Annotated in this window: 25 protein-coding genes; 23 read left to right on the forward strand and 2 right to left on the reverse strand. The window is 57.8% G+C overall.

Annotated features, from left to right (window positions below; genetic code table 11):
* The first annotated feature begins 20 nt into the window (after positions 1-20).
* From GC165_01705 to GC165_01795, 19 genes are all read left to right on the forward strand, one after another.
* Complete coding sequence (locus GC165_01705; protein ID MBI1331575.1) at positions 21-575, forward strand: hypothetical protein; 555 nt, start codon at positions 21-23, stop codon at positions 573-575.
* Between the two features lie 55 nt (positions 576-630).
* Entirely contained in the window at positions 631-1365 is a 735-nt protein-coding gene (locus tag GC165_01710; GenBank protein MBI1331576.1) for a flagellar hook-basal body complex protein, read from the forward strand.
* Between the two features lie 79 nt (positions 1366-1444).
* A complete protein-coding gene (gene flgG / locus GC165_01715; GenBank protein ID MBI1331577.1) occupies positions 1445-2233 on the forward strand; it encodes a flagellar basal-body rod protein FlgG in 789 nt (262 codons plus the stop codon).
* Positions 2234-2236: 3 nt separating this feature from the next.
* A complete protein-coding gene (locus GC165_01720; GenBank protein MBI1331578.1) occupies positions 2237-3427 on the forward strand; it encodes a hypothetical protein in 1191 nt (396 codons plus the stop codon).
* The gene (locus GC165_01725; GenBank protein MBI1331579.1) at positions 3424-4041 is read left to right on the forward strand and encodes a hypothetical protein; all 618 of its coding nucleotides are present in this window, start codon (positions 3424-3426) and stop codon (positions 4039-4041) included. Before GC165_01720 ends, GC165_01725 begins: the two co-directional genes overlap by 4 nt.
* Complete coding sequence (gene flgI / locus GC165_01730; protein ID MBI1331580.1) at positions 4042-5235, forward strand: flagellar basal body P-ring protein FlgI; 1194 nt, start codon at positions 4042-4044, stop codon at positions 5233-5235.
* A complete protein-coding gene (locus GC165_01735) occupies positions 5232-5564 on the forward strand; it encodes a hypothetical protein (GenBank protein ID MBI1331581.1) in 333 nt (110 codons plus the stop codon). Before flgI ends, GC165_01735 begins: the two co-directional genes overlap by 4 nt.
* On the forward strand, positions 5561-6040 hold the full coding sequence (locus GC165_01740; protein MBI1331582.1) for a hypothetical protein: 480 nt from the start codon (positions 5561-5563) through the stop codon (positions 6038-6040). Before GC165_01735 ends, GC165_01740 begins: the two co-directional genes overlap by 4 nt.
* A gap of 12 nt (positions 6041-6052) precedes the next feature.
* A complete protein-coding gene (gene flgK, locus GC165_01745; GenBank protein ID MBI1331583.1) occupies positions 6053-7432 on the forward strand; it encodes a flagellar hook-associated protein FlgK in 1380 nt (459 codons plus the stop codon).
* A 44-nt stretch (positions 7433-7476) separates the two neighbouring features.
* Positions 7477-8367 (forward strand): flagellar hook-associated protein 3, encoded by an 891-nt coding sequence (flgL, locus tag GC165_01750; GenBank protein MBI1331584.1) that lies wholly within the window; start codon positions 7477-7479, stop codon positions 8365-8367.
* On the forward strand, positions 8367-8834 hold the full coding sequence (locus tag GC165_01755) for a flagellar assembly protein FliW (protein ID MBI1331585.1): 468 nt from the start codon (positions 8367-8369) through the stop codon (positions 8832-8834). Before flgL ends, GC165_01755 begins: the two co-directional genes overlap by 1 nt.
* A 36-nt stretch (positions 8835-8870) precedes the next feature.
* Positions 8871-9077 carry a carbon storage regulator CsrA gene (csrA, locus tag GC165_01760; GenBank protein MBI1331586.1) on the forward strand — a complete coding sequence of 69 codons (207 nt, stop codon included), beginning with the start codon at positions 8871-8873 and terminating at the stop codon, positions 9075-9077.
* Complete coding sequence (locus GC165_01765) at positions 9040-9510, forward strand: hypothetical protein (protein MBI1331587.1); 471 nt, start codon at positions 9040-9042, stop codon at positions 9508-9510. The genes csrA and GC165_01765 overlap by 38 nt, the downstream gene beginning before the upstream one ends.
* Positions 9414-10421 (forward strand): bifunctional riboflavin kinase/FAD synthetase, encoded by a 1008-nt coding sequence (locus GC165_01770; GenBank protein ID MBI1331588.1) that lies wholly within the window; start codon positions 9414-9416, stop codon positions 10419-10421. The genes GC165_01765 and GC165_01770 overlap by 97 nt, the downstream gene beginning before the upstream one ends.
* Positions 10422-10433: 12 nt before the next feature.
* Positions 10434-10934, forward strand: a complete 501-nt coding sequence (locus GC165_01775; GenBank protein ID MBI1331589.1) for a hypothetical protein — start codon at positions 10434-10436, stop codon at positions 10932-10934.
* Between the two features lie 113 nt (positions 10935-11047).
* Entirely contained in the window at positions 11048-11344 is a 297-nt protein-coding gene (locus tag GC165_01780; protein ID MBI1331590.1) for a hypothetical protein, read from the forward strand.
* An 84-nt stretch (positions 11345-11428) separates the two neighbouring features.
* Positions 11429-12550, forward strand: coding sequence for an aminopeptidase (locus tag GC165_01785; protein ID MBI1331591.1), 1122 nt, complete (start codon positions 11429-11431; stop codon positions 12548-12550).
* Positions 12551-12574: 24 nt separating this feature from the next.
* On the forward strand, positions 12575-13084 hold the full coding sequence (locus GC165_01790) for a hypothetical protein (protein MBI1331592.1): 510 nt from the start codon (positions 12575-12577) through the stop codon (positions 13082-13084).
* Positions 13085-13240: 156 nt separating this feature from the next.
* A complete protein-coding gene (locus GC165_01795) occupies positions 13241-13693 on the forward strand; it encodes a transposase (GenBank protein ID MBI1331593.1) in 453 nt (150 codons plus the stop codon).
* 96 nt (positions 13694-13789) lie between these two features.
* Here the strand turns inward: GC165_01795 and GC165_01800 are convergent, their stop codons facing one another.
* Entirely contained in the window at positions 13790-14368 is a 579-nt protein-coding gene (locus GC165_01800; protein ID MBI1331594.1) for a hypothetical protein, read from the reverse strand.
* Between the two features lie 186 nt (positions 14369-14554).
* Between GC165_01800 and GC165_01805 the strand changes: the two genes are divergently transcribed.
* The 4 genes from GC165_01805 to GC165_01820 all read left to right on the forward strand — a co-directional run bounded on the left by GC165_01805 (position 14555) and on the right by GC165_01820 (position 20009).
* Complete coding sequence (locus GC165_01805; GenBank protein MBI1331595.1) at positions 14555-14965, forward strand: nucleoside-diphosphate kinase; 411 nt, start codon at positions 14555-14557, stop codon at positions 14963-14965.
* A gap of 143 nt (positions 14966-15108) precedes the next feature.
* On the forward strand, positions 15109-16722 hold the full coding sequence (locus GC165_01810; GenBank protein ID MBI1331596.1) for a hypothetical protein: 1614 nt from the start codon (positions 15109-15111) through the stop codon (positions 16720-16722).
* A 26-nt stretch (positions 16723-16748) separates the two neighbouring features.
* Positions 16749-18785: a hypothetical protein gene (locus GC165_01815; GenBank protein MBI1331597.1), complete on the forward strand. Its 2037-nt coding sequence runs from the start codon at positions 16749-16751 to the stop codon at positions 18783-18785.
* Positions 18786-18788: 3 nt separating this feature from the next.
* Complete coding sequence (locus GC165_01820) at positions 18789-20009, forward strand: glycosyltransferase (protein MBI1331598.1); 1221 nt, start codon at positions 18789-18791, stop codon at positions 20007-20009.
* Here the strand turns inward: GC165_01820 and GC165_01825 are convergent.
* Complete coding sequence (locus tag GC165_01825) at positions 20006-20704, reverse strand: hypothetical protein (protein MBI1331599.1); 699 nt, start codon at positions 20702-20704, stop codon at positions 20006-20008. The genes GC165_01820 and GC165_01825 overlap by 4 nt on opposite strands.
* Positions 20705-20768 lie beyond the last annotated feature (64 nt).

A 20768-nucleotide genomic window follows, 5' to 3' on the forward strand; every position in this document is an offset into this window, starting at 1 on the left:
GTCCGTACAATGACATTGTTGTGGTCGCTTTGTTATGCCTCGCACTGCCCCATAGCATCGAAACAGCTTCGGAGCCGATCATGCTGGCTACGGCCTCAACGAGAAATGGAAAGGCCAAGTTGCTTCTCCGCGAGTTAGGTGATGAGGGCCTTGACCGTAGTCTGGTCCTCCATTTGCCCGGTCCAAATGGGCGGGAAGTAACGTTGGCTCCCGAGTGTGGCGACAGCGAAAAGGGGGCTATCATCGCTCGCAAAAGCGACTTTCTCGTCGTGGCAATACCGAGCCGGGTCCCCCAGGCTTATGTTGTTTCCCAAACTGGACAGGTGAAGCGACTGGAGACCAGCTTTGCGCATGAAGATTGGTTTTGGGTCACTCAGGATCATGGCGTCGTCTTTGAACAAATGAATTACCAGAGCGGCCCTAGCTTCCTGCGGGTACGGCAATACCAAACCCTCGACCCAAAGACTCTCAAGTTTCGGGTCGTTTCGATTGAGGAAGCGAAGCGAGACAAGATCGATTCAGCAAGCCTAAGCTCAAGTAAAGAGTCAGCAACGAATTTGCGAAACCTAAAGTAGATTGCAAAGTTCCAGCCCTAACCAGGAATAAATACCTGCCGATTCCTATTACGGGATGAACCGAGGAATCTACACCGGGGCACGGGGAATGATGACCACCACGCAGTGGATGGACGTGATTTCCAACAACCTTGCCAACTCTGGAACCGACGGATACAAGGCCGACACGCTGGCGTTTACCGACGTCATGATGAAGAACCTTTACGCCAACGGCGGAAAGGGCGTCTATCTCGGAAGCATCGGCAACGGCCCCGCCGCAACCGCCAACTCCATCGACCGAAGCGTCGGCACGATCCGCACGACGGGCAATGCGCTCGATGTGGCTCTCCGCACGCCGCAGGGCATGTTTGCGGTTCAGATGAACGGCCAAACCTACTACACCCGCAACGGCTCGTTCAGCCTCGACTCCGCTGGCCACTTGGTCACCAACCAGGGCCTTCCGGTTCTGGACACCAAAGGCTCCCCGATCACGATCACCGGCAAGGGCAAGGTGATGATCGACGAGCAGGGCCTGGTTCACCAGGGCGATAACGTCGTGGCCCAGATCGGCATCTACGAATCCGACTTTGCAAAGGCTGGACTCAATCTCTGGACTGCCGGCACGCAGACCCCTCAGCCGGTCGCAAACCCGGAGCTCGCAACTAACTCGCTGGAAGCCAGCAACGTCGAGCCCATCCAGGCGATGGTGGACCTCATCAAGGTCCAGCGCTCCTTTGAAGAATCTCAGCGGTCGATCCAAACCCAGGACGACATGACCGGAAAGCTCTTCGAAATCTTGAATCGACACTAATCCCACATCGGGACCCGACCGGCCAAGCAGGATGCGAGGCTATGAATCAGCACAGGAAGGCAAACCATGAAAAGCCGCCATGTTAAGATCGCTCAATACTTCGGCAACCGGAATGGTTGCGCAACAATTTAACCTGGACGTTATCTCGAACAACCTCGCGAACGTCAACACGACTGGTTTCAAACACCAGCGGGCCGAGTTTCACGACTTGGTGTATCAGACGGTTCAATCCGCTGGTACCTCGGTCGGTCAGAACTTCAAAACGCCGGGTGGCGTTCAGTTCGGTCTTGGTTCGATGGTTTCCGCCACCGCCAACGACCTCTCGCAGGGCGCATCCCTCAGCACCGGTAACCCGCTCGACCTCATGATCGTCGGCGAAGGTTACTTCCGCGTGCTCAAGCCGGACGGCAGTTTCGGATACACCCGCGATGGCAGTTTCAAGAAGGACGCGACCGGTCTGCTGGTAAACAGCAACGGCTACCCGCTCGTCCCCCAGATCACGATTCCCGAGGGAGCGACTCAGGTGAATATTGGTCAGGACGGCACGGTCGAGGCCATGATTCCGGGCAACTCGACGCCGACACGGCTCGATCAGATTACTTTGGCGATGTTCGCCAACCCCGCCGGTCTCACCCGAGCTGGCGAGAACCTGTGGGTGGAGAGTGCGGCCAGCGGCGCGCCAAACCTCATTGCCCCCGGCACCGATGGAGCGGGTACGGTCTCCGCCGGGTATCTGGAAGGATCCAACGTTTCGGTTGTCGAAGAGATGGTTCGAATGATCACTGCGCAACGCGCCTATGAGATCAACTCGAAAGCCATCCAGACCTCAGACGACATGCTGTCGATTCTGAACACGCTGAAGAGGTAAGCCATGATCGGTAGCATTCTCGCACTCATGGTTGGGGGAACGGTCCCCACTGTCACCGTTCGAATCGAAGGCGACGGCTTCTTCCGCTTCGCCAAAGACAATCAGATGTTTTACGGCCGCGTGGCCCAGCTTTCGGCCACGCCGCAGGGCCTCATGGCCAAAGATGGCTCCTTATTGGTGCCCCGCCTGGTGGCGCCGGAAGGCACGACCAAGCTGGAAGTCAGCATGGACGGCAACATCACCGCGGTTCTGGCTAACGGAAGCAAGCACCTCGGCCGCTTTGTCATCGCCATTTTCGAAACCCCGCCGAAGTTCAATCACGTGGGCAACTACGTGACCACCGACTCCCGCCCGACGCTGACCAGCCCGGGTGAATGGATCGCCGGTGTGATCCGAACGAACGGCACCGCAACAACGGCTCCGATCGACACCAAGACGACCGAGGGAAGCACGACGACGACCACGCCGAAAACGGCTGGTAACAACTCCGCGAGCGAAAAGTTTGTGCCGGGAACGACCGAGATCAAGGTCAATCTTCACTCGGAGATCACGTCCGAGCACATCTTGCTCGGCGATATCGCCACGATCGAAGGCGACCCGGAAGTCAAAGAGAAGCTGAGCGTGGTCGACTTTGGTCGAGCCCCGATCTACGGCGCAAAGCGGGGCCTCACCGTCCTGCACGTCCGGGCCAACATTTTGGCCGCCAAGATCGATACCCGAAACATCAAGATCATCTGCCCCGAAGGTGCAACGGTCGAGCGCAAGAGCCAAAAGGTCGAGCCGACTGCGATCTCCGATGCCGTCGCCAAGGCGATCAAGGTGAAGTTCGGCTTCGAGACCCAGCTTCAAGAGAAGAATCGGCTGACGACCCTCAGCGTTCCCGATGGAGAGGTGACGATTAGCGTCTCCCAGCTTAACCTGAACAACACCGAAATTAGCGGTATGGTCGATGTCCTCGTGGATGGCAAGTCCGCAGGCACCGTCCGCATCGGCTACGACCTGCCCGCCCTTTCGATGGTCAAGCGCGGCGATGTGGTTCGCCTTCGCCTGATCTCCAATTTTGCCACCGTCGAGGTCAACGCCAAGGCGACGACCAACGGCTATCTCGGCCAGAGCATAACCGTCGAAACCGACAACGGCACGACCCACACCGGCACCCTCATCGGCTCCGGAATCGTGGAGGTGAAACTATGAAACTGACGTCCATCTTCGCCCTCGCACTGACTTCGGTGGCCTTCGGCCAGCAGGTAGATTCGCAGGACAACTTCGGCTCTCTGACGCCGAAGAGGTACAACTCGCCGTTCCTGGCTCGAACCGCCCGGCACGTGGGCGATCCGCTGACGGTCATCATCAGCGAGTCGAACATCTCCTCGTACCAGTCGAACATGCAGAACAACAAGAAGGAGACCGTCACCAACGGCCCGAACAGCGTTCCGCTCGTCGATTGGCTGAAGGTTGGCCTGCTTTCGTCGCTGACCGGCAGTTCCAGCTCCAGCACGGATCAACAGTTCCAAACCACGGGGCAGAACTCTCAACGCGGCACCATGACGGCCAAGGTTTCCGTCCTCATCAAGCAGATTCTTCCGAACGGCACGCTGGTGGTCGAAGGGACCCGAGCCGTGAAGTTCGGTCGCGAGACTCAGCATCTAACCCTCAGCGGCATCTGCCGAGTTGATGACATCCGAACGGACAATACGCTTCTCAGCGAGAACCTCGCCAATGCCGAAATCAAGAGTGAAGGCATCGGAGCGATCTACAAGAAGCAGCGACAAGGCTTCATCTCGAAGCTCTTGGGGTGGTTGTTCTAAATGAAACTCCTTTCCATCGCAACGCTTTTGCTGACTGCGAGCATGGTTTTTGCCCAGGCTGGACCTCCTTCCGGTGGCGGCGACACCAAGCCGACACGCATCACGGACGAGATGTCCCGCCGCATGTCCAACATGCGACAGGCCGAAAGCAACGGCATCAGCGTCCGCATTAAGGACATCGCCCGGTTCCGCGGCATCCGCTCCAACTCCCTCATGGGTATTGGTGTAGTGGTCGGCCTTAAGGGCACTGGCGACACGCGAAAGAACCCGCAGAGTGCGGCGGCCATCGCCAACTATATGAAGTCGATGGGGCAATCCGTCGATCCGACGCTCATCGAACCGAAGAACTGCGCTCTCGTATTTGTCCGCGCCGAGCTTCCCCCGTTCGCCACGAACGGCCAAGAACTTGACCTCACGGTCGCATCGGCTGGTGACGCGCTCAGCTTGCAGGGAGGACTCCTCCTTCGCACCGAGCTGTACGCCGTCGGAGACAACGAAACGGTTTACGCCATCGGCGAAGGCTCCATCAGCATCGGTGGGTACGGCGCTTCGTCGGGTGGCAGCAGCAAGTCGGTTGGCTTCCTCACCGCGGGCCGAGTCCCCAGCGGCGGCGTGGTCGAGCAAGGCGCGCCGACGAAACTGGTCTACAGCGGCAAGATGTACCTCGAACTGATGGATGCCGACCTCACGACGGCTAACCGAGTTCAGGACGAAATCAACAAGAAGTATCCCGAGTTCAACGCCATGGCGGAGAACGGCGGCACCATCGGCGTTTCGCTCCCGACCACTATGTCTCCGGTTCAGGCGATGTCCAAGCTGGAAGAGCTGAACGTCCTGGTCGACAATGCGGCCGTGGTCGTCATTAACGAAAAGACCGGCGCGATCGCCATCGGCGGAAACGTCCGCATCGCTCCCGTCGCCATCGCCAGCGGCTCCATCAGCGTCAAGATCGAGGAATCGACGAGTGTGTCCCAGCCGAATCCGTTCGCTCAGGGCACGACCACGCCGGTCACGAACCAGAAGGTCTCGGCCGATCAAGGCGAAGCCGACATTGCGGTCATGGCTCCGAATACGACCGTCGCCGACCTGGCCCGCATCTTCCAAGAGTTGCGTCTCAAGTCCAGCGACATCATCAATATCCTTCAGATCCTGCGTCAGCAGGGCGCCCTCAAGGCAAGGCTGGTGATCCAGTGATAAACGGAAGCCTCCAGGCTCTCAAGGCGGGTTCGCTCGTCGCCGAAGCCAAAGACGACCTCACGAAGCTGAAGAAGGCGACCGACGGTCTGGAAGCCTTCATGTTCAAATCCCTGCTCCAGAGCATGGGTGGCAAGGATGGCCTGTTCAGTTCGAAAATGCCCGGTGGCGATATCTACCGGGACATGTTCGAAACGAACCTGTCCGACGTGCTCGCCGCCCGCGGAACGCTGAACATCAGCAAGACGATTTACAACAAGGTTGTGCCGGTAGCCCTGGCTCAAGCCCAACAACGACTGAAAGAATCAACGATCGAGAAAAAAGTATGAAATCCCGACAACTCCTCAATCTGTGGACCGAATGGTTGTCCACCTCCGAGACGCTGCTGCGGGCTCTGCATGAGCAGACCGTAGCGGTGACCCTCCGCGACGTACCGCGTGTCGAGAAGCTGCAACCGGAGCTCGACGAGCTGATGGAAAGCATCCGAACCGTCGACACCCTGGCATTGGCTGAAGCAAAAAGGCTGGCCGAAGAGCTTGGAGCCCCGCTCCAGAGCCTTCGAGGTCTGGTCTCGGTTCTCGATAAGACCGAGGCGGCTCAAGTCCAACTCACCGCGAACAAAGTCCTATCGGCCTCGCAAAACATCCAGGATGTGGTGCACAAAAACCGAAAATTATTTGAGAGCGAAATGACCTACATCAATGGAACGCTCACCTTGATCGCTAAGGCCGCCGTCATCGGCAAAGGTCCGTATCGAGGTCGCAAGTCTGGTTCCACGTCGGTGTTGGTCGACGCCGCTGCATAAGAGGAGAGAAGAATGTCTAGTCCGTTTCAAGGCATCGAAACCGCAAGCCGAGCGCTTCGGGCATTCCAGCGCAGTCTGGATACGACCGGCCACAATATCGCCAACGTCAACTCGACGGGATATTCGCGGCAGACGGTCAGCCTTGCTGCGACTCCGGCTCTAACCGAGTTCGGTGGCCACGAGTACAGCATCGGCACCGGCGTCAACATTTCGACGATTGCCCGCATTCGCGACTCAATGCTGGAACAGCGACGCCAAACCGCGTTTTCCCAGCAGGGGCAGGCCGAAAGCTCGCTCGGCAACCTTGAAAAGGTTCAGTCGATGTTCTTGGACGTCCAGGGCAGCGGCATCAGCGACTCGCTCAGCACGTTTTTCAATTCGTGGTCGGCCCTTGGGTCGGATCCCACGAACGCCGGTAACCTTCTGGCTGTCCAGTCGGCCGGTCGCGACCTCGCCAGTAAGATCAGCTCAACGTACAGTCAGTTGAAGGCGCAGGCGACCGACCAAGGCACGCAGGCGTCCCAGACCATCGGCGATATCCAGAACCTGGCCAACAAGATCGCCGACCTCAATGCCGGTATCCGCAAGGACTTGGCCCGAGGCGGTTCGCCCAACGACATGATGGACGAACGCGACCAAGCCGTCGCCGATCTCTCCAAGCTCGTGAACATCACGACCAACACCGCCAGCGATGGCGCGATCGTGGTTTCCGTCGGCGGGTTGTCGCTCGTGGACCAAGTGGGAGCCAAGACCTTCCCTACGACCTTCGATGCCGCATCGGGAACGGTGTCGGATTCGGTGGGAAGCTGGCCGATCAGCGGTGGCAAGCTGAAGGGCATTTTCGACGCAACCAACCAGGTTAACGGCTATATGGGCCAGTTGGACAACCTCGCCAACACGCTCCGAACTCAGGTGAATGCCGTCCACATGGCGGGCTATACCGCCAATGGTTCGACTGGCGTCGCCTTCTTCAACGATTCGGTGCCGCAAACCGGCGCCATCGACTTCGCGCTCTCTTCGGCGGTCGATTCCAATCCGCAGAACATCGTCGTGGGCACCACGTCAGCCGCGTCCGATGGTTCCGCCGCCCTCGCTCTTTCGAATATGCGGGACACCAAGGTCGCTGGCCTCGGCAACCGGACGATGGGCGACTACTACACCAGCCTCATCACGACGGTGGGACGCGACGTCAGCGTCGCTCAGAACAACGTCGATACCGCTAACGCGCTTAGCGAACAGGTGGAGGCGCAGGTGCAGGATGTCAGCGGCGTCAACCTCGACGACGAGATGTCCGACATGCTGAAGTTCCAACGAAGCTATCAGGCCTCGGCGAAGGTCCTGAGCACGATGGATCAGGTCATGGGTGACCTGATGAATATGTTGAACCGCTAAAGGTTAAGGAATCCAGGAACCGATATTAATACTAGGAGACAAGCATGAACCGAGTTAGCACCTTCTATCAGTTCAGCACGTTGCAGAGTCAAGTCGCCCGAGCGGGCGAGGCGTACTACGACGCGCAGAAAAAGGTCTCGACCGGCAAGCGAATCAACGTTCTCGGCGATGACCCGACCGGCTTCGGTTCGGTCGTCTCGATGAAAGGCGTGAAGGCTGGGCTGACCCAGTACTCTGCCAACCTCGATCGGGCGAACAACTGGTACTCCACCACGGAGAACACCATGTCGGAGGTCACCACTCTGATGAACCGCGCCAACGCGTTGGCCGTCAGTGGCGCAACCGCGACCACCGGCCAGACCGAGCGCCAGGCAATGGCTTCGGAAGTCACGTCGATCCGCGATCGACTGCTCCAGCTCGCCAACGCCAAGGACGGAAGCGGGAACTACATTTTCGCTGGCACTGCCACATCCACAACCCCGTTCTCCCTGAACGGCAATACCATCGCCTACAACGGCGATACCGGCAAAGTGAAGGTCGAAGCGGCCCCGGGGCAGACGATGGATCTGTCTCTTCCTGGGACCGATACGTTCTTCCAATCGGCTTACGACCACCTGACGACGATGATCGATGCAATGAACAACAACGACTCATCGACGCTCAGCAACACCTCGCTCACCGATGTCCAGGCTGACCTACAAGTGGTCAACATGGCACGGGGCGAAATCGGCAACCGCGTTCGCACGCTGGACGACTATCAGTCGGACCATTCGCGACGCATCGACGAACTCACAAAAGGCGTCTCCGATATCGAAGACGTCGATTTGGCACAGGCGATTACGGATTATCAGAGTGCCCAAACGGCTTATCAAGCCGCTCTCCAGATGGTTAGCCAAGGATCGAAGCTAAGCCTAATGGACTACATCTCAGGCTAATGATAACTATGAATCTCTACGGCACTCGATTCGGAGACATTGATTACGCGGAAAACGACATCGTCCATTTCTCGGAAGGGATGATCGGGTTCACCGCCTATCAAGACTACATCGTCGTTAATACGAAGGAAGGAAGCCCCTTTAAATGGCTTCAGTCGGTCGACGAGCCCAAGCTCGCTTTCCTCGTTTCTATGCCCAACTTTTTCGTCGACGAATACTCTCCCGAGATTTGCGATGAGGAGGCTTTCGCGCTACGGCTGACCCCGGATACTCAGTACTTGGTCCTGGTTACCACGACCATTCCTGCCGGTAAACCCAAGGAAGCAACCGCGAACCTAGCCGCACCCATCATCATAAACTTGGAAACTCGTCACGCAAAACAAGTGATTTTGGAAGATCAAGCGTATACTATTCGTTATCCGATCTTCTCGGGCGCGCAAGATGGTGCCAAATTAGCGGCTGCGTAATGCTCGAAGTGACCGGATGCCAAGGAGGGCGGACGGATGCTGGTCCTCACCAGGAAAGTTAACCAAACGATCATCATTGGAGACAACGTCGAGGTTGTGGTGCTCGAAGTGCGCGGCGAACAGGTTCGCCTCGGCATTCGAGCGCCTCGCGACGTCTCCGTCCACCGCAAAGAAATCTACGAACAAATCGCCGAGGAAAACCGGGGTGCAGCCGACGTCAGGCCCGAAGACCTCCCAGAATAATCAAACGGTTCCGTTCCAGGATCGTCTGTATGTCGCCGGCAACGCCGGTTTCCTATGCCTCATCGTCGCGGTCCTTTGGACGGCCCTCTTCATTGCCCGTCTTGGGTTCAACGAGAGCATCCTGATCGCCCTCGCCCCGCCACTCATTGCTACTGGAGCGACCGTGCTCATCGTGGGTTGTAGTCGAAACATGGTGCCGAAGCCCATTCTTTCCAGCCCGGTCCCTATCACCGTTCCTGTGATCTGGTGCCTGATCTGCTACCTTGCCGTCCTCCTAATCTCCACCCAGGAAACTGGAGCGACCAGTGTGCCCGACGCCCTCTTGCCTGCGATGGAATGGAGCCGAATGAGCAACCTTCTCCCGGTGCTGGCTGTCCAGATCGTCTTCTTGGGACTTCTCGCTCTGCTGATTGGGAGGAGACAACCGGTCTAATGCAGGTTCATTTCGGCGTCGAGCTTCTCCGTCCCGAGTGGGACAAAGCCGTGGTCTGTATCGGCACGTTCGACGGTGTGCATGTCGGCCACCAGCAGGTCATCGGAGCCGCCGTTGCCCGGGCGAAAGAGCTGGAAATCCCGGTCATCGTGGTGACTTTCGACCGTCATCCGGCCGTGATCCTCAACCCGTCGAAGGCGCCGAAGGCGATCGCGTCGCTCAAGATGAACCTCGAACAGCTTCAGGTGCATGGCGTCGGGCTGACCGTCGTACTGCCCTTTAACGCTTGGCTCAGCCGCATGTCGGCCGACGAGTTCTTCCAATCGATCCTCCTCGACAAACTGAAAGCCGAGGTGGTGGTGGTCGGACATGACTTCGCCATGGGCAACGGTCGGGAAGGTAACACTGAGTGGCTCCAGTCTCACATCGAAACCGTCATCGTCCCTCCGTACGAGGTCGGCGGCATCCGGGTTAGCTCCAGCGCCATCCGCGAGTTCGTCGGCACGGGCGAACTAGACAAAGCGAACCAACTGCTGGGACGCGGATTCGAGGTCCAAGGCTTTGTCGAGCATGGCCAAAAGCTCGGACGCACGCTCGGCTTCCCCACCGCCAACATCGCCCGCAGTTTCGACCAAGTAATGCCGTGCGACGGCGTTTACGCCGCCTGGTTCTTAGTCGATGGCAAGAAGTTCATGGCCGCCCTCGCTATCGGCACTCGGCCCGCCGTTGGCGGCAAGATCAGGACGATCGAGGCCTATCTTCTCGACTACCCCGGCGACTCCCTATATGGTCAGCACGTCCGGCTCCGCCTCGAAAAATTCCTTCGTCCCGAAGCCGATTTCACGTCGCTGGACCACCTGAAAGATCAAATCGAGAAAGACGTCGTAGCAGTGCGCCTCTGTTTGACGTAAGTTTAGGTTAAGATGACCTCCGGAAAGAAAATCCTCGCTTTCACCGGTACCGTAGTACTCCTGCTCGTCGTTGGACGGGTTGGTTTGGGCTTTCTCAATCAGCCCGACGACAAAACCTTGATCGTCGAAGCCGTCAAGGAAGCGCAGAAAGCCAGCCGCGAAGGGCAACCGGGCGGTGTGCTCGATTTCCTCAGTCTCGACCTAAAGCTCAATGGCGACGAGACGTCGGGATCGCGGCGAAACATTGCCGACTACGTGAAGAATCAGAAGCCGGATATTGAGTTCACGACCCTCGAACCGCAGATTTTTGGCGACCAAGCCACCATCGAATCCGATGCCAAAGTGAAGATGGGATTTGGTGGATTTACGCCTGAAGTCACCATCCACGACGCCAAGATCTACCTCAAGAAGGAGGATGACCGAGAGTGGTTCATCATTCCCAAAAAGTCGTGGAAAATTACGGAAATACGTGCTTCTTTATCCGAACTTCCGTCCTTGAATTTAGGGTCGTAAAAAAACCTGAAACCATCGGCAGCAAGCATCTGTTCTATGTTTTTGGGTACAACACCCTCGCAACTTTGACGAAGTCAAGAGCCGTCATCGATTTGCGAAAGACAGGAGGAAAAATGAAAAACACCCTTAAGATTCTCGTCATCAGCGCAATTTTCGGCGCTGCCCTGATCGGTTGCGGTTCGTCTGAGGAAGGCAACACGACCTCGACGCCTGGCGGCCCTTCGGCTACCAGCTCGTCCACTCCGGACACCAAGCCGGCCGGCGATGCCACGTCTTCGACCTCGGCTACGTCGTCTGATGCAGGCGCTACGTCCTCGACTCCGGATGCTGGTGGTACGTCCTCGGCTGCTCCGGATGCGGGCGCTACGTCTTCGGCTCCGGATGCAAACGCCGGCGCTGCCAACAAGTAATCGCTTTTCGAGCGAATTGCAACAAAAAACGTCCTCCCATCGGAGGGCGTTTTTGTTTTTGGCGGTAGATTGAGTTCAACAAACATGCTGGATCCTCGAATTACCAAGCTGGCCGAACTGCTTTGCACTCACTCCTGCCAACTGAACGAGAGCGACACGCTCCTCGTCCACGCCTTCGACATCCCCGACGAGGCCGTCGCCGAAGTGGTCCGCGTCGCCCAAAGCAAGGGTGCAAAAGTCGCAGTGCGCTTAGAGAGCAGCCTCGTCCGGCGACAAATTCTGCACGGACTCACAACCGAAAGCGCCCAATTAATTGCCACCGTCGAAAAGTACGAAATGGAGCAGATGACGGCTTACATCGCCCTGCGCGGGACCGACAACTACGCCGAACTTAGCGACGTTTCCGGCGATCTCATGAACCTATGGTCGCGCGAATACACCACGCCGGTCGTCTTTGGCGTCCGAGTTCCCAACACCAAATGGGTCGCTCTCCGATGGCCCAGCCCCGGCATGGCCCAGCAGGCGAACATGAGCACGCCCGGGTTCGAAAAGTTCTACTTTGACGTGTGCACGATGGACTACGCCAAGATGGCCACGGCAAGTGCGCCCCTCCAGGACTTGATGGAGCGCACGGACCGAGTGCGGCTAGTCGGTCCGGGCACCGACTGCTCGTTTAGCATCAAAGGCGTTGGCGCGGTGGCTTGCAGTGGCCGACGGAATATCCCCGACGGCGAGTGCTTTTCCGCTCCGGTCAAGGATTCCGTTAACGGCGTGGTGCAGTACAACACCGTTTCGCTGTATCAGGGCACCGAGTTCAAAGACATCAAGCTGACGATGAAGGATGGTCAAATCGTTGACGCCGAAGCCGGGCCCAACACCGAACTTCTGAACAAGATTCTCGACACCGACGCTGGCGCGCGCTACTTTGGCGAGTTCGCCATCGGCTTCAATCCGTACGTTTTGCACCCGATGAAGGACACGCTGTTCGACGAGAAGATCGCGGGGAGCTTCCACTTCACGCCCGGCAACTCGTACGACCCGCCCGGAGGCAACGGCAACGTGAGCTCGATCCACTGGGATATCGTTAATATCCAGCGACCCGAATATGGCGGTGGCGAAATCTGGTTCGATGATGTGATGATCCGCAAGGACGGCTTGTTTGTCCTGCCAGAGTTAGAAGGATTGAACCCAGATAAGCTGAAGTAAGAGCAAGTCTTGCCTGGGAGGGTCATGGTCAAGTCCAGAATCAACCCGATTGTTGCCTTTATTATCATGGCAATTGGTGTCTTCATTTCTTGGTCTTTCATCAGGCTTTTCATTGGGAATGCTAGATACAACGACATCAGTGATCAGTACATGGATGCGGACGCACTCGCGAAGGTATTCAAGGAGTATCCATTGACCCATGACGGTTGCTACCCAGCATTTCGAAACTCTAACGAGGTGCTCGATTGCCTCTCGCCTTTTCTCGCCAAGGAAGCATCCAAGGTCAGTGACTCCGGGCATCCACGTACGACGATGACTCGACTTGAGTCCATGGCAAGGAAGGCAGTTTGGAACCTTTCACTTTCGGGGGCAAGGGCAAAGGAGTTCAGTGACGACCGACCGCCATGGGTTTTCTATTTGCCCGCCATTCATTCCAGCAATCGCTTTGTGGTTGGATATGCAGATGGAAAGTTCACCAACAAAGCCAGGAGTGAGTTGGATGATGTTTTTCAACGGTCCGTTTGGAATCCGTAGGCGAAGTAATGTGTTGTGTAGGTTGATTTCGTCTCGACGGTGATCCGAAAAGCCCCAACGGGGCGAAACTACCCTTAGCCTTGGGCATCGCCCTAGGAAAAAGATCGACGTAGAAAAGCGGCCTGAAGGGCCGCGCTAATACAAAATGAAATCGCGATGCCGCAATCTCTGTCCCAGATCATTGTCCACGTTGTCTTCAGCACCAAGGACCGGACGCCATGGCTCGACGAAGAAATCCGGCCCGAGGTCTTCGCCTTCCTAACCACGTTGATCAAGAAAAACGGGCACGTCCCGATCATGATCGGTGGACACAAGGACCACGTCCATCTCCTGTTCGGGCTATCACGAACGCAATCCGTCGCCGATTTGTTGGAAGACATCAAGGTTGCTTCTTCGAAGTGGCTGAAAACAAAAGGGAGCAGCCGGGCGCAGTTTTCGTGGCAACGCGGCTACGGAGCGTTTGGCGTATCGTATTCCTTGATGGATAGGGCCATCGCCTACATCGCCAACCAAGATTCTCATCATGACGGAGAGTCGTTCAAAGATGAGTTTCGCCGCCTAATGCAGGAGAACGGAATCGACATCGACGAGCGATATGTGTGGGATTAGCTCGGCCCTTCAGGCCGCAAATGATGGGCGAACCCCGCCTAGGGCTTCGCCCCAGGCTAAGGGCAATAGCGCCTCTTTTGGGGCTAACGGGTGAGCCTACGGGTGTCGGTAAATCGCGTAGGCTCCGCCAACATAGGGGTAGTACCACTGCGGATTGTACGAAGGCGACAAAGTCATGTCGGCTGAATAATCCGGTGAGGCCACTGGCGTCGTCACGTTAGGCATGTTGGGCACCGGCATCGTCGACGGAGAGGCGTAAGAGGTGCCGACCATCGTCGAAGTTGGCTGAACCCACATCGACGTCGTTACAGTGCTCGACAAGTTCTTGCCCGACGAATACTGGTCGCCCACCGCGTACAGTTCGACTCGAATCGGATGGTTCGGCGTGACCGAAAAGGTTCTAGAGTAATTGCCGCCGCGTTCCGACGCATGATAGCTCTCGCTCGCCACCGGTCCTTGGGAATAAGTCGTATCCCACACGACCACTCGCCAGCCGACCGGGTTGGCGGTCGAAGTCGAATAGCCGCTCCATTGGACGTTCACATAGCCGGTCTCGCTCGACCCATCGACCGAATAGATGAATGAATCGCCCTCGTAAGTGCCCACCCGAACGATCTGCGCGCTCGAAATCCCAGCCAAAGCCGTCAGGGCGAGCGTAATCAACATTCTCTTCATGGTTTCTCCTGAGGGCAGACGTGGGCGTTGCCCAAAGTCCGCCCAATCTTCCTGACGCCTTCTCCATAGCGAATCCGACGAAGGGGACCATCGTCCTGGGAGCTTGGTCCCACGAGAGCCCACCATCCCAACTCCCAACTCAAAACTGCCAACCCAATCACAAAAGGTAAACTTCACCCTTCGAATATGGAAACCACACTCGTCCTGATCAAGCCTGGCGGCGTGTCTCGCAACCTCATCGGCGAGATCACCCGAAGAATCGAAGCCCGAAGCTTGAAAGTCGTAGGACTGAAGCTCATCAATGCCGACCGAGCCACCGTCGAAGAGCACTACGCCGAGCATAAGGAGCGACCGTTCTTCAAGGACGTCTGCGACTATCTCACCAGCGGCCCCATCGTCGCCATCGCCGTCAGCGGCACCAACGCAGTCAAGGCTATCCGAGCCATGATGGGTGCAACCAACCCGCTCGATGCCACTCCTGGCACCGTCCGCGGCGATTTCGCGCTCACCATCGACGATAACCTGACCCACAGCAGCAGCGACCCCGAGGCCGCCGCTCGAGAACTGCAGCTTTGGTTCCCCGAAGGGACCATCTAAAGAACATCGTCGCGCGTACTAGTTTGTAAGGACGCGAAACGATTTCCTAAGCGGCCCCGTATCCCGAAGAACAACCCGTCTCCGTCACAATAGAAGACAGGTTGGGAAAGGTAACGGGGCCTTTTCCAAAGGCTAACCGAACTGTGAGTAGTAACGCTACCGCCTCAAACCGACGATTCGAACAAGGGATCGTTGCCTTCTTTATCCTCATGCCGCCGATCGGAGGACTCGTGGTTCTCTGGCATTCGCTCCAAGATCTGCCCAAATTTGGCATGACCATCGGCTGGCTGGCCTACCTGATCGCCCTCGTCGGCGCGCATATCAAGTGGGTCCGTCCGAAGTTCCGCCGCTATCCTTGGGTGGCTTCGTACAAAGAGATCACCGAGCGAAGCAAGCCGCTCAAAGCCAAGCACCCGAAACTGGTGCAGAAGGCGCTCAACCACCGAGTTATCCGCTCGCTCTACCGTGTCGGCTTCTTCGTCGCCCTCCTGCCGTTCTTCATCGGCATGTACTCGATTCACCACGAGAAATTCGTGTGGTTCTTCGGCATGTGGCTGGTCGCCGGATTCGGCATCACTATCGGCTACCACCGCGTTGGCACCCACCCCAGTTTCAAAACCAGCCCGGTCATGCGGGGCATCTTCTTCGCCATGGGCAGCATGGCCATTCAGGGTCCGCCCAGTGAGTGGATGAAGAAGCACAGCAAGCACCACGCCTTCGGCGAAACCACCGCTGACGTGCACACGCCGTACGTATTCGAAGAGTCCAAGCGGGCGATCTTCATGGAGCAGTTCAACGGCTTCATGCACTCCTTCGTGATGTGGGCATTCCGAGAGCCGAGTCTGCGCCGCCCCAAGGGCATGTCCATCGAAGAGTGGAAAACCGATCTTATCTCCCGCTCGCCTGATCCAGCGACCTTCCGCTATCGCGACGAAGACCGCCACCACTGGGAAGTCCGTAACGAGCAAGGCGAGATCGTCGTCTCCACCGAGACCCTCATCAAAAAGCGATGGGCGCGCTTCGTGGACGTAATCGCGGTCATCGAGCAGGATGCCGTCGTCACGTTCATGAGCCATCCGCTCGTATACCTGTCGGTCCTCTTCCTCAGCTTCGCCATTCCCTATTACCTCGGCGGAATCTCCGTCTGGGAGTCGCTGGCCCGCGCTTGCTTTGTCAACTGGGTCACGTTCTGCGTCAACTCGGTCTGCCATCTCTGGGGCGAAGTCCCGTTCGAAGTGCCAGACAACTCGCGCAATAACGCCGTCATCGAAATCCTTGCCCTCGGCGAGGGTGGCCACAACACCCACCACAAGTCGGAGCTTTGGGCTCAGCACGGTGTGTTCGGCTGGCAGTTTGATCCCGGTGCGGTCGTCATCAAGACCCTCACCAAGGTCGGCTTGGCCCACGAACCCAACCTGCCGACCCGTCAGCAGATCGTCAAGGCATGGCTGAAGTGGCGCACCCGCGAGCCGTGGATGCAGGGGCTTCCGCTCACCACCAACGACCTGATTCAGCACGTGGGCGACGAGCACACGTCGGACGGCTTCCTCGCCCGAAAGCTTCGCCGCATTCGCAAGTCGGAGTCGCCCGAGCAGGTGGTCGAGCAGATTCTCAAGATCGTCGATCAGGATGTCACCGCCGAGAAGCGGGGCCAACTGGTGACAGCCTGCGTCGACGCCGGCGGCATCAGCGCCCTCCAGGACGAAGAGTCGGCTAACAAAATGATCGTTACCGTCGTGAAGGCGATGGCGGTTTGATGGCCGAAATTCAGTAACATGGCTTCATGACGGCCCAAGAATTGGTGCAACAGGCGTTCGACCGCCTGGCCCAACGCTCGGGCTTCGAAACCCGCGAAAACCAGGTTCAACTGTCGCTCCTGCTCTCCGATCTCATCGAGCAGGGAGCGACCGGTCTCTTCGAAGCGCCTACCGGCCTCGGAAAGTCGCTCGCGACCCTCATTCCCGCTATCGCCAATGCGATCGCCAACGAAAAGCGGACCGTCATCGCGACCTACACCAACGTCCTCGCCGATCAATATTGGCGCAAGGACCTCCCGCTCGCCCTCAGCCTCTTCACCGAGATTGTCCCAACCGCCTTCCTCATTGGGCGTCAGCGGTACGTCTGCGTGATGGGCATGGACGAGCACATGCCACGCGACCTCGATGAGTTCCGCCGTGGTGCCCAAGAGGGCGTGGAAAACGAGTTCCGACGCCTCATTCGCAAGCCGGATCGCGAAATCAACAAGCTCTGGTCGCAGGTCCAAGTTCCGCCCGTCTGCCCCGCTCGCGCCTGCCCAGCCTATGACGACTGCTTCTATTACCAAGCCCGCAAAAAGCTGGAGAAGGCCAAGGTCATCATCACCAACCACAGCGTGGTCATTCAGGATGCCGTCAGTTCCGACCCAGAAGCCGAACGTGAAGGGATGCTCTTCAAATACGACTTCCTTATTCTTGACGAGGCCCACGACTTTCCCTCTGCCGCCATCAATGGCCTCGAATTCGAACTCAGCCAACCCAAACTCGGCGCACTCAACGGCGTCGCTAACCGCTTGGAGAACCTGGTCTTGCCCCTCGCCCAAGCCCAGCAAGACGAGCGCGACTGGCGTAAGAAAGGCGATGACCTTCGCCATGACCTCCAGATCGCCCAGCGCGACCTCACGTCGCTAGGGCTCCAGCTTCAGCAGGGCGGCATCGTCGCCGTCACGCCCAGCGAAATCGATGAACATCCGGCGGTCCAGCGCGCCCACGCCAAACAGCACCTTGAAGAGGTCGAGGCGATCGCCGAGCGGGTCCGAAACGCCTGTGACCGCTACTCCACCGAGGCGATGCTCCGCATCGAACGGTACCGAACCGAGAACAAGCACCCCGAAGTCAAAAACATCGTCGATTCCTCGCGCAACTACCTCAGCTATGTTCGCGACTTCGCCGCCGGTGCCCACGAACTCTCTCGCCCCTCGGGTGCGGCCGTCAGCTACATCGGCAACCCCAGGTCGGAAGTCATCCTCCGCCGCGATTTCATCGACCTTCAGGAGCCGCTGAAAGGGCTGATTTGGGACCGCGTTCCCTACGCCTGCCTCTCCGCCACACTCCAAGTTGATAACGATTTCGACCACTTCATGCGGGTGACCGGCACCAAACCGATGTTCCAGGAAGTGCTTCCTTCACCCTTCGACTACTCGGTCCAGTGCGCTCTCTATATGCCCGAGAAAGGCACGATCCCCGACCCGACGTTGAGCCGCCAAGGCGAGGCCGAGCAACTGTATTACCGCTCTATCGCCTGGGAACTCAGCCAGATCATCGAGACCTGCCAGGGGCGAACTCTCGCCCTGTTCCATTCGCGCAAAGAGATGGAGGGCGTGCGCTCCTACATGAGCGTGCCCGACGATTTCCCGATCCTCATGCAGGGCCGAACCGGCGTTGCCAACGTCGGCGAGCAGTTCAAACGCAATATCTTCGCCTCTCTCTTCGCCCTCCGTTCGTTCTGGACTGGCTTCGACGCTCCCGGAGAAACGTGTAGCGTTGTCGCCCTCGTTCGCATCCCGTTCGAGGTCCCTGTCGAGCCGTCACAGATCGCCCGAATGGCATATTTGGCCTCGCAGGGCATGGACCCGTTTCAGACCCACACTCTGCCAAACGCAAAAATAATCATGCGGCAAGGTGCGGGTCGCCTCATTCGTTCCGAAAATGATAAGGGGATTATCGCTTTGCTGGACCCTCGGCTCCAGACGAAGCGGTATGGTGAGCAGATTCTCGATAACCTGCCCGCGGGCATGCGGCAGTTTAGCGACATCCGCGACGCAGCCGGTTGGATCGGTCTATAGGGCATGAACGTTATCATCGTCAACGACTACGGAATGGTGAATGGAGGCGCCGGAAAGGTTGCCCTCGAATCGGCCGTTGCGCTGACCAGCCACGTTGACAACGTCCACGTCTTCGCCTGCATCGGCGAAGCCGCCAAAATGTTGAAGCAGGCGCCCAACATGCACCTGTCCCTGCTTCACCAGAGCAAAGTCACCGACCAGCCCTTCTCGAAGTCTGTCGGTGGCGGCCTGTGGAACAAAGAGGTTGAAGCCGAATTCCCCAAAGTCCTCGACCAATACGATCCCAAAGACACCATCGTCCACGTCCATAGCTGGCGCGATGGCACCACGCTTTCCTTTATCCCCGAGGTCCTTCGACGCCGCTTCCCACTCGTCTTCACCGCCCACGACTACGGCCTCGCTTGCCCGATCGCGGGATTTTTCGACCACCGCACCAACACGATCTGCGAGCGCAAAGGCATGTCCGGTCCGTGCCTCCGTGCGAACTGCACGAACACGTCCATTGTCAAGAAGTCCTGGTTCAGCCTCCGGCATCGTCTCCAAACCCACAAAGCGCTCATTCCTGCCGAACTCCGGCACCTGATCGTGGTCAGCCAGATGAGCGAGGAGATTCTGCGCCCGTACCTGAACGATCAGACAAAGACTTACTTCGTGCCGAATCCCATTTCGGTCGAGAAAGGTCCGCGAATCGAAGCCGAGAAGAACCAGACGTACGCCTTCGTGGGCCGCTTTAGCCCTGAAAAGGGCCCGCTCCTCGCTGCTCGCGCGGCTCATGAAACCGGTGTCCCGATCATTTTCATCGGCACAGGCCCCCTAGCCACCGAAATTCGCCCCCTTTGTCCTGAGGCCGAACTCGCCGGTTGGCGAAAGCCCGAAGAGGTCCGCCAACTTCTGACCAAAGCCCGAGCCCTCATCTTCCCGTCGGTGTGGTATGAAGCGCAGGGCATGGTGGTCGATGAGGCTGCCGCAAACGGACTCCCGGCCATCGTTTCCAACGCCACCGCTGCCGTCGAAGCCGTTGATCGTTACCGCCACGGCTCCGTATTCGAGTCGGGCAATTTAGACGCGCTGGTAAGACGAATCAAGGAGTGCGAGCACGACGAGGTCATCCAGACCTTCAGCCACGCCGGATACGAAAGCTACTGGAAGCAACCGCACGACATGGATAACCACTTGCGCCACTTGCTCGAGGTCTACGAAAAAGTGCTGGCCAATCCGTACTAGATCGCTTCGTCGGAGCTTTCCACGACGGTCACTTCCGTCACCTCGATGGACAGAACCTGCGCCGCCTTCTTTTTGCGCCGCCGATGCAGGATGTACTCGATAATGATCGGCAGGACCGAAATGGCGACCAGTGCGAACACCGCAATCTCGAAGTGCTCTTTCACAAACTGGATTTCGCCCAAAAACATGCCCGAAAACATGCAAACGCTCACCCATGCCACGCCACCGATGACGTTGTAGATCATGAAGGCGGGAAACTCCATCGCACCCATGCCCGCCACGAACGGGGCGAACGCCCGAACAACTGGCACGAATCGCGTAATCACGATCGCTTTGCCACCGTAGTTTTCAAAAAACTCGTGCGTTTTGGCCAAGTTGCCAGGTGAGAAAAACTTGGCTTTGGGGTTGGCGAAGAGCCGCTTGCCGAAGAATCGTCCCAGCCAATAGTTGATCACGTTTCCGCCCACCGCCGCTCCGCTTAAAAGGAGGAATAGAGCGGGAACATTGAGCCCCTTCTTTTCATCCGCCGCGATGACGCCAACCGCGAACAGCAAGGTGTCGCCGGGCAGAAAGGGAAAGATGACAACTGCCGTTTCGAGGAAGATCACTCCCGCTAGGATTCCGTAGACCCAGATGCCGTATCGGTTGATGAGATCAACCAGGTGGCGGTCGATGTGCTGAAAGAAATCGAACATTCGTGTGGGAACCTAATCGGCTTGAATAGGGTACCCGTATCAACGAAAATGCTCAGGCTTGCGT

This window comes from Armatimonadota bacterium, from assembly GCA_016125185.1.
Taxonomy (GTDB): domain Bacteria; phylum Armatimonadota; class Fimbriimonadia; order Fimbriimonadales; family Fimbriimonadaceae; genus Fimbriimonas.

Excerpts from the sequence above, each read along its gene's own strand:
- flgL (MBI1331584.1), top strand. The coding sequence starts at position 7,477 with ATGAACCGAGTTAGCACCTTCTATCAGTTCAGCACGTTGCAGAGTCAA.
- GC165_01800 (MBI1331594.1), bottom strand. The coding sequence starts at position 14,368 with ATGAAGAGAATGTTGATTACGCTCGCCCTGACGGCTTTGGCTGGGATT.
- GC165_01740 (MBI1331582.1), top strand. The coding sequence starts at position 5,561 with ATGAAATCCCGACAACTCCTCAATCTGTGGACCGAATGGTTGTCCACC.
- GC165_01820 (MBI1331598.1), top strand. The coding sequence starts at position 18,789 with ATGAACGTTATCATCGTCAACGACTACGGAATGGTGAATGGAGGCGCC.
- flgG (MBI1331577.1), top strand. The coding sequence starts at position 1,445 with ATGTTAAGATCGCTCAATACTTCGGCAACCGGAATGGTTGCGCAACAA.
- GC165_01720 (MBI1331578.1), top strand. The coding sequence starts at position 2,237 with ATGATCGGTAGCATTCTCGCACTCATGGTTGGGGGAACGGTCCCCACT.
- GC165_01795 (MBI1331593.1), top strand. The coding sequence starts at position 13,241 with ATGCCGCAATCTCTGTCCCAGATCATTGTCCACGTTGTCTTCAGCACC.
- GC165_01825 (MBI1331599.1), bottom strand. The coding sequence starts at position 20,704 with ATGTTCGATTTCTTTCAGCACATCGACCGCCACCTGGTTGATCTCATC.
- GC165_01710 (MBI1331576.1), top strand. The coding sequence starts at position 631 with ATGAACCGAGGAATCTACACCGGGGCACGGGGAATGATGACCACCACG.
- GC165_01790 (MBI1331592.1), top strand. The coding sequence starts at position 12,575 with ATGGTCAAGTCCAGAATCAACCCGATTGTTGCCTTTATTATCATGGCA.
- GC165_01780 (MBI1331590.1), top strand. The coding sequence starts at position 11,048 with ATGAAAAACACCCTTAAGATTCTCGTCATCAGCGCAATTTTCGGCGCT.
- flgK (MBI1331583.1), top strand. The coding sequence starts at position 6,053 with ATGTCTAGTCCGTTTCAAGGCATCGAAACCGCAAGCCGAGCGCTTCGG.
- GC165_01775 (MBI1331589.1), top strand. The coding sequence starts at position 10,434 with ATGACCTCCGGAAAGAAAATCCTCGCTTTCACCGGTACCGTAGTACTC.
- GC165_01805 (MBI1331595.1), top strand. The coding sequence starts at position 14,555 with ATGGAAACCACACTCGTCCTGATCAAGCCTGGCGGCGTGTCTCGCAAC.
- csrA (MBI1331586.1), top strand. The coding sequence starts at position 8,871 with ATGCTGGTCCTCACCAGGAAAGTTAACCAAACGATCATCATTGGAGAC.
- flgI (MBI1331580.1), top strand. The coding sequence starts at position 4,042 with ATGAAACTCCTTTCCATCGCAACGCTTTTGCTGACTGCGAGCATGGTT.
- GC165_01815 (MBI1331597.1), top strand. The coding sequence starts at position 16,749 with ATGACGGCCCAAGAATTGGTGCAACAGGCGTTCGACCGCCTGGCCCAA.
- GC165_01785 (MBI1331591.1), top strand. The coding sequence starts at position 11,429 with ATGCTGGATCCTCGAATTACCAAGCTGGCCGAACTGCTTTGCACTCAC.
- GC165_01770 (MBI1331588.1), top strand. The coding sequence starts at position 9,414 with ATGGAGCCGAATGAGCAACCTTCTCCCGGTGCTGGCTGTCCAGATCGT.
- GC165_01725 (MBI1331579.1), top strand. The coding sequence starts at position 3,424 with ATGAAACTGACGTCCATCTTCGCCCTCGCACTGACTTCGGTGGCCTTC.
- GC165_01755 (MBI1331585.1), top strand. The coding sequence starts at position 8,367 with ATGATAACTATGAATCTCTACGGCACTCGATTCGGAGACATTGATTAC.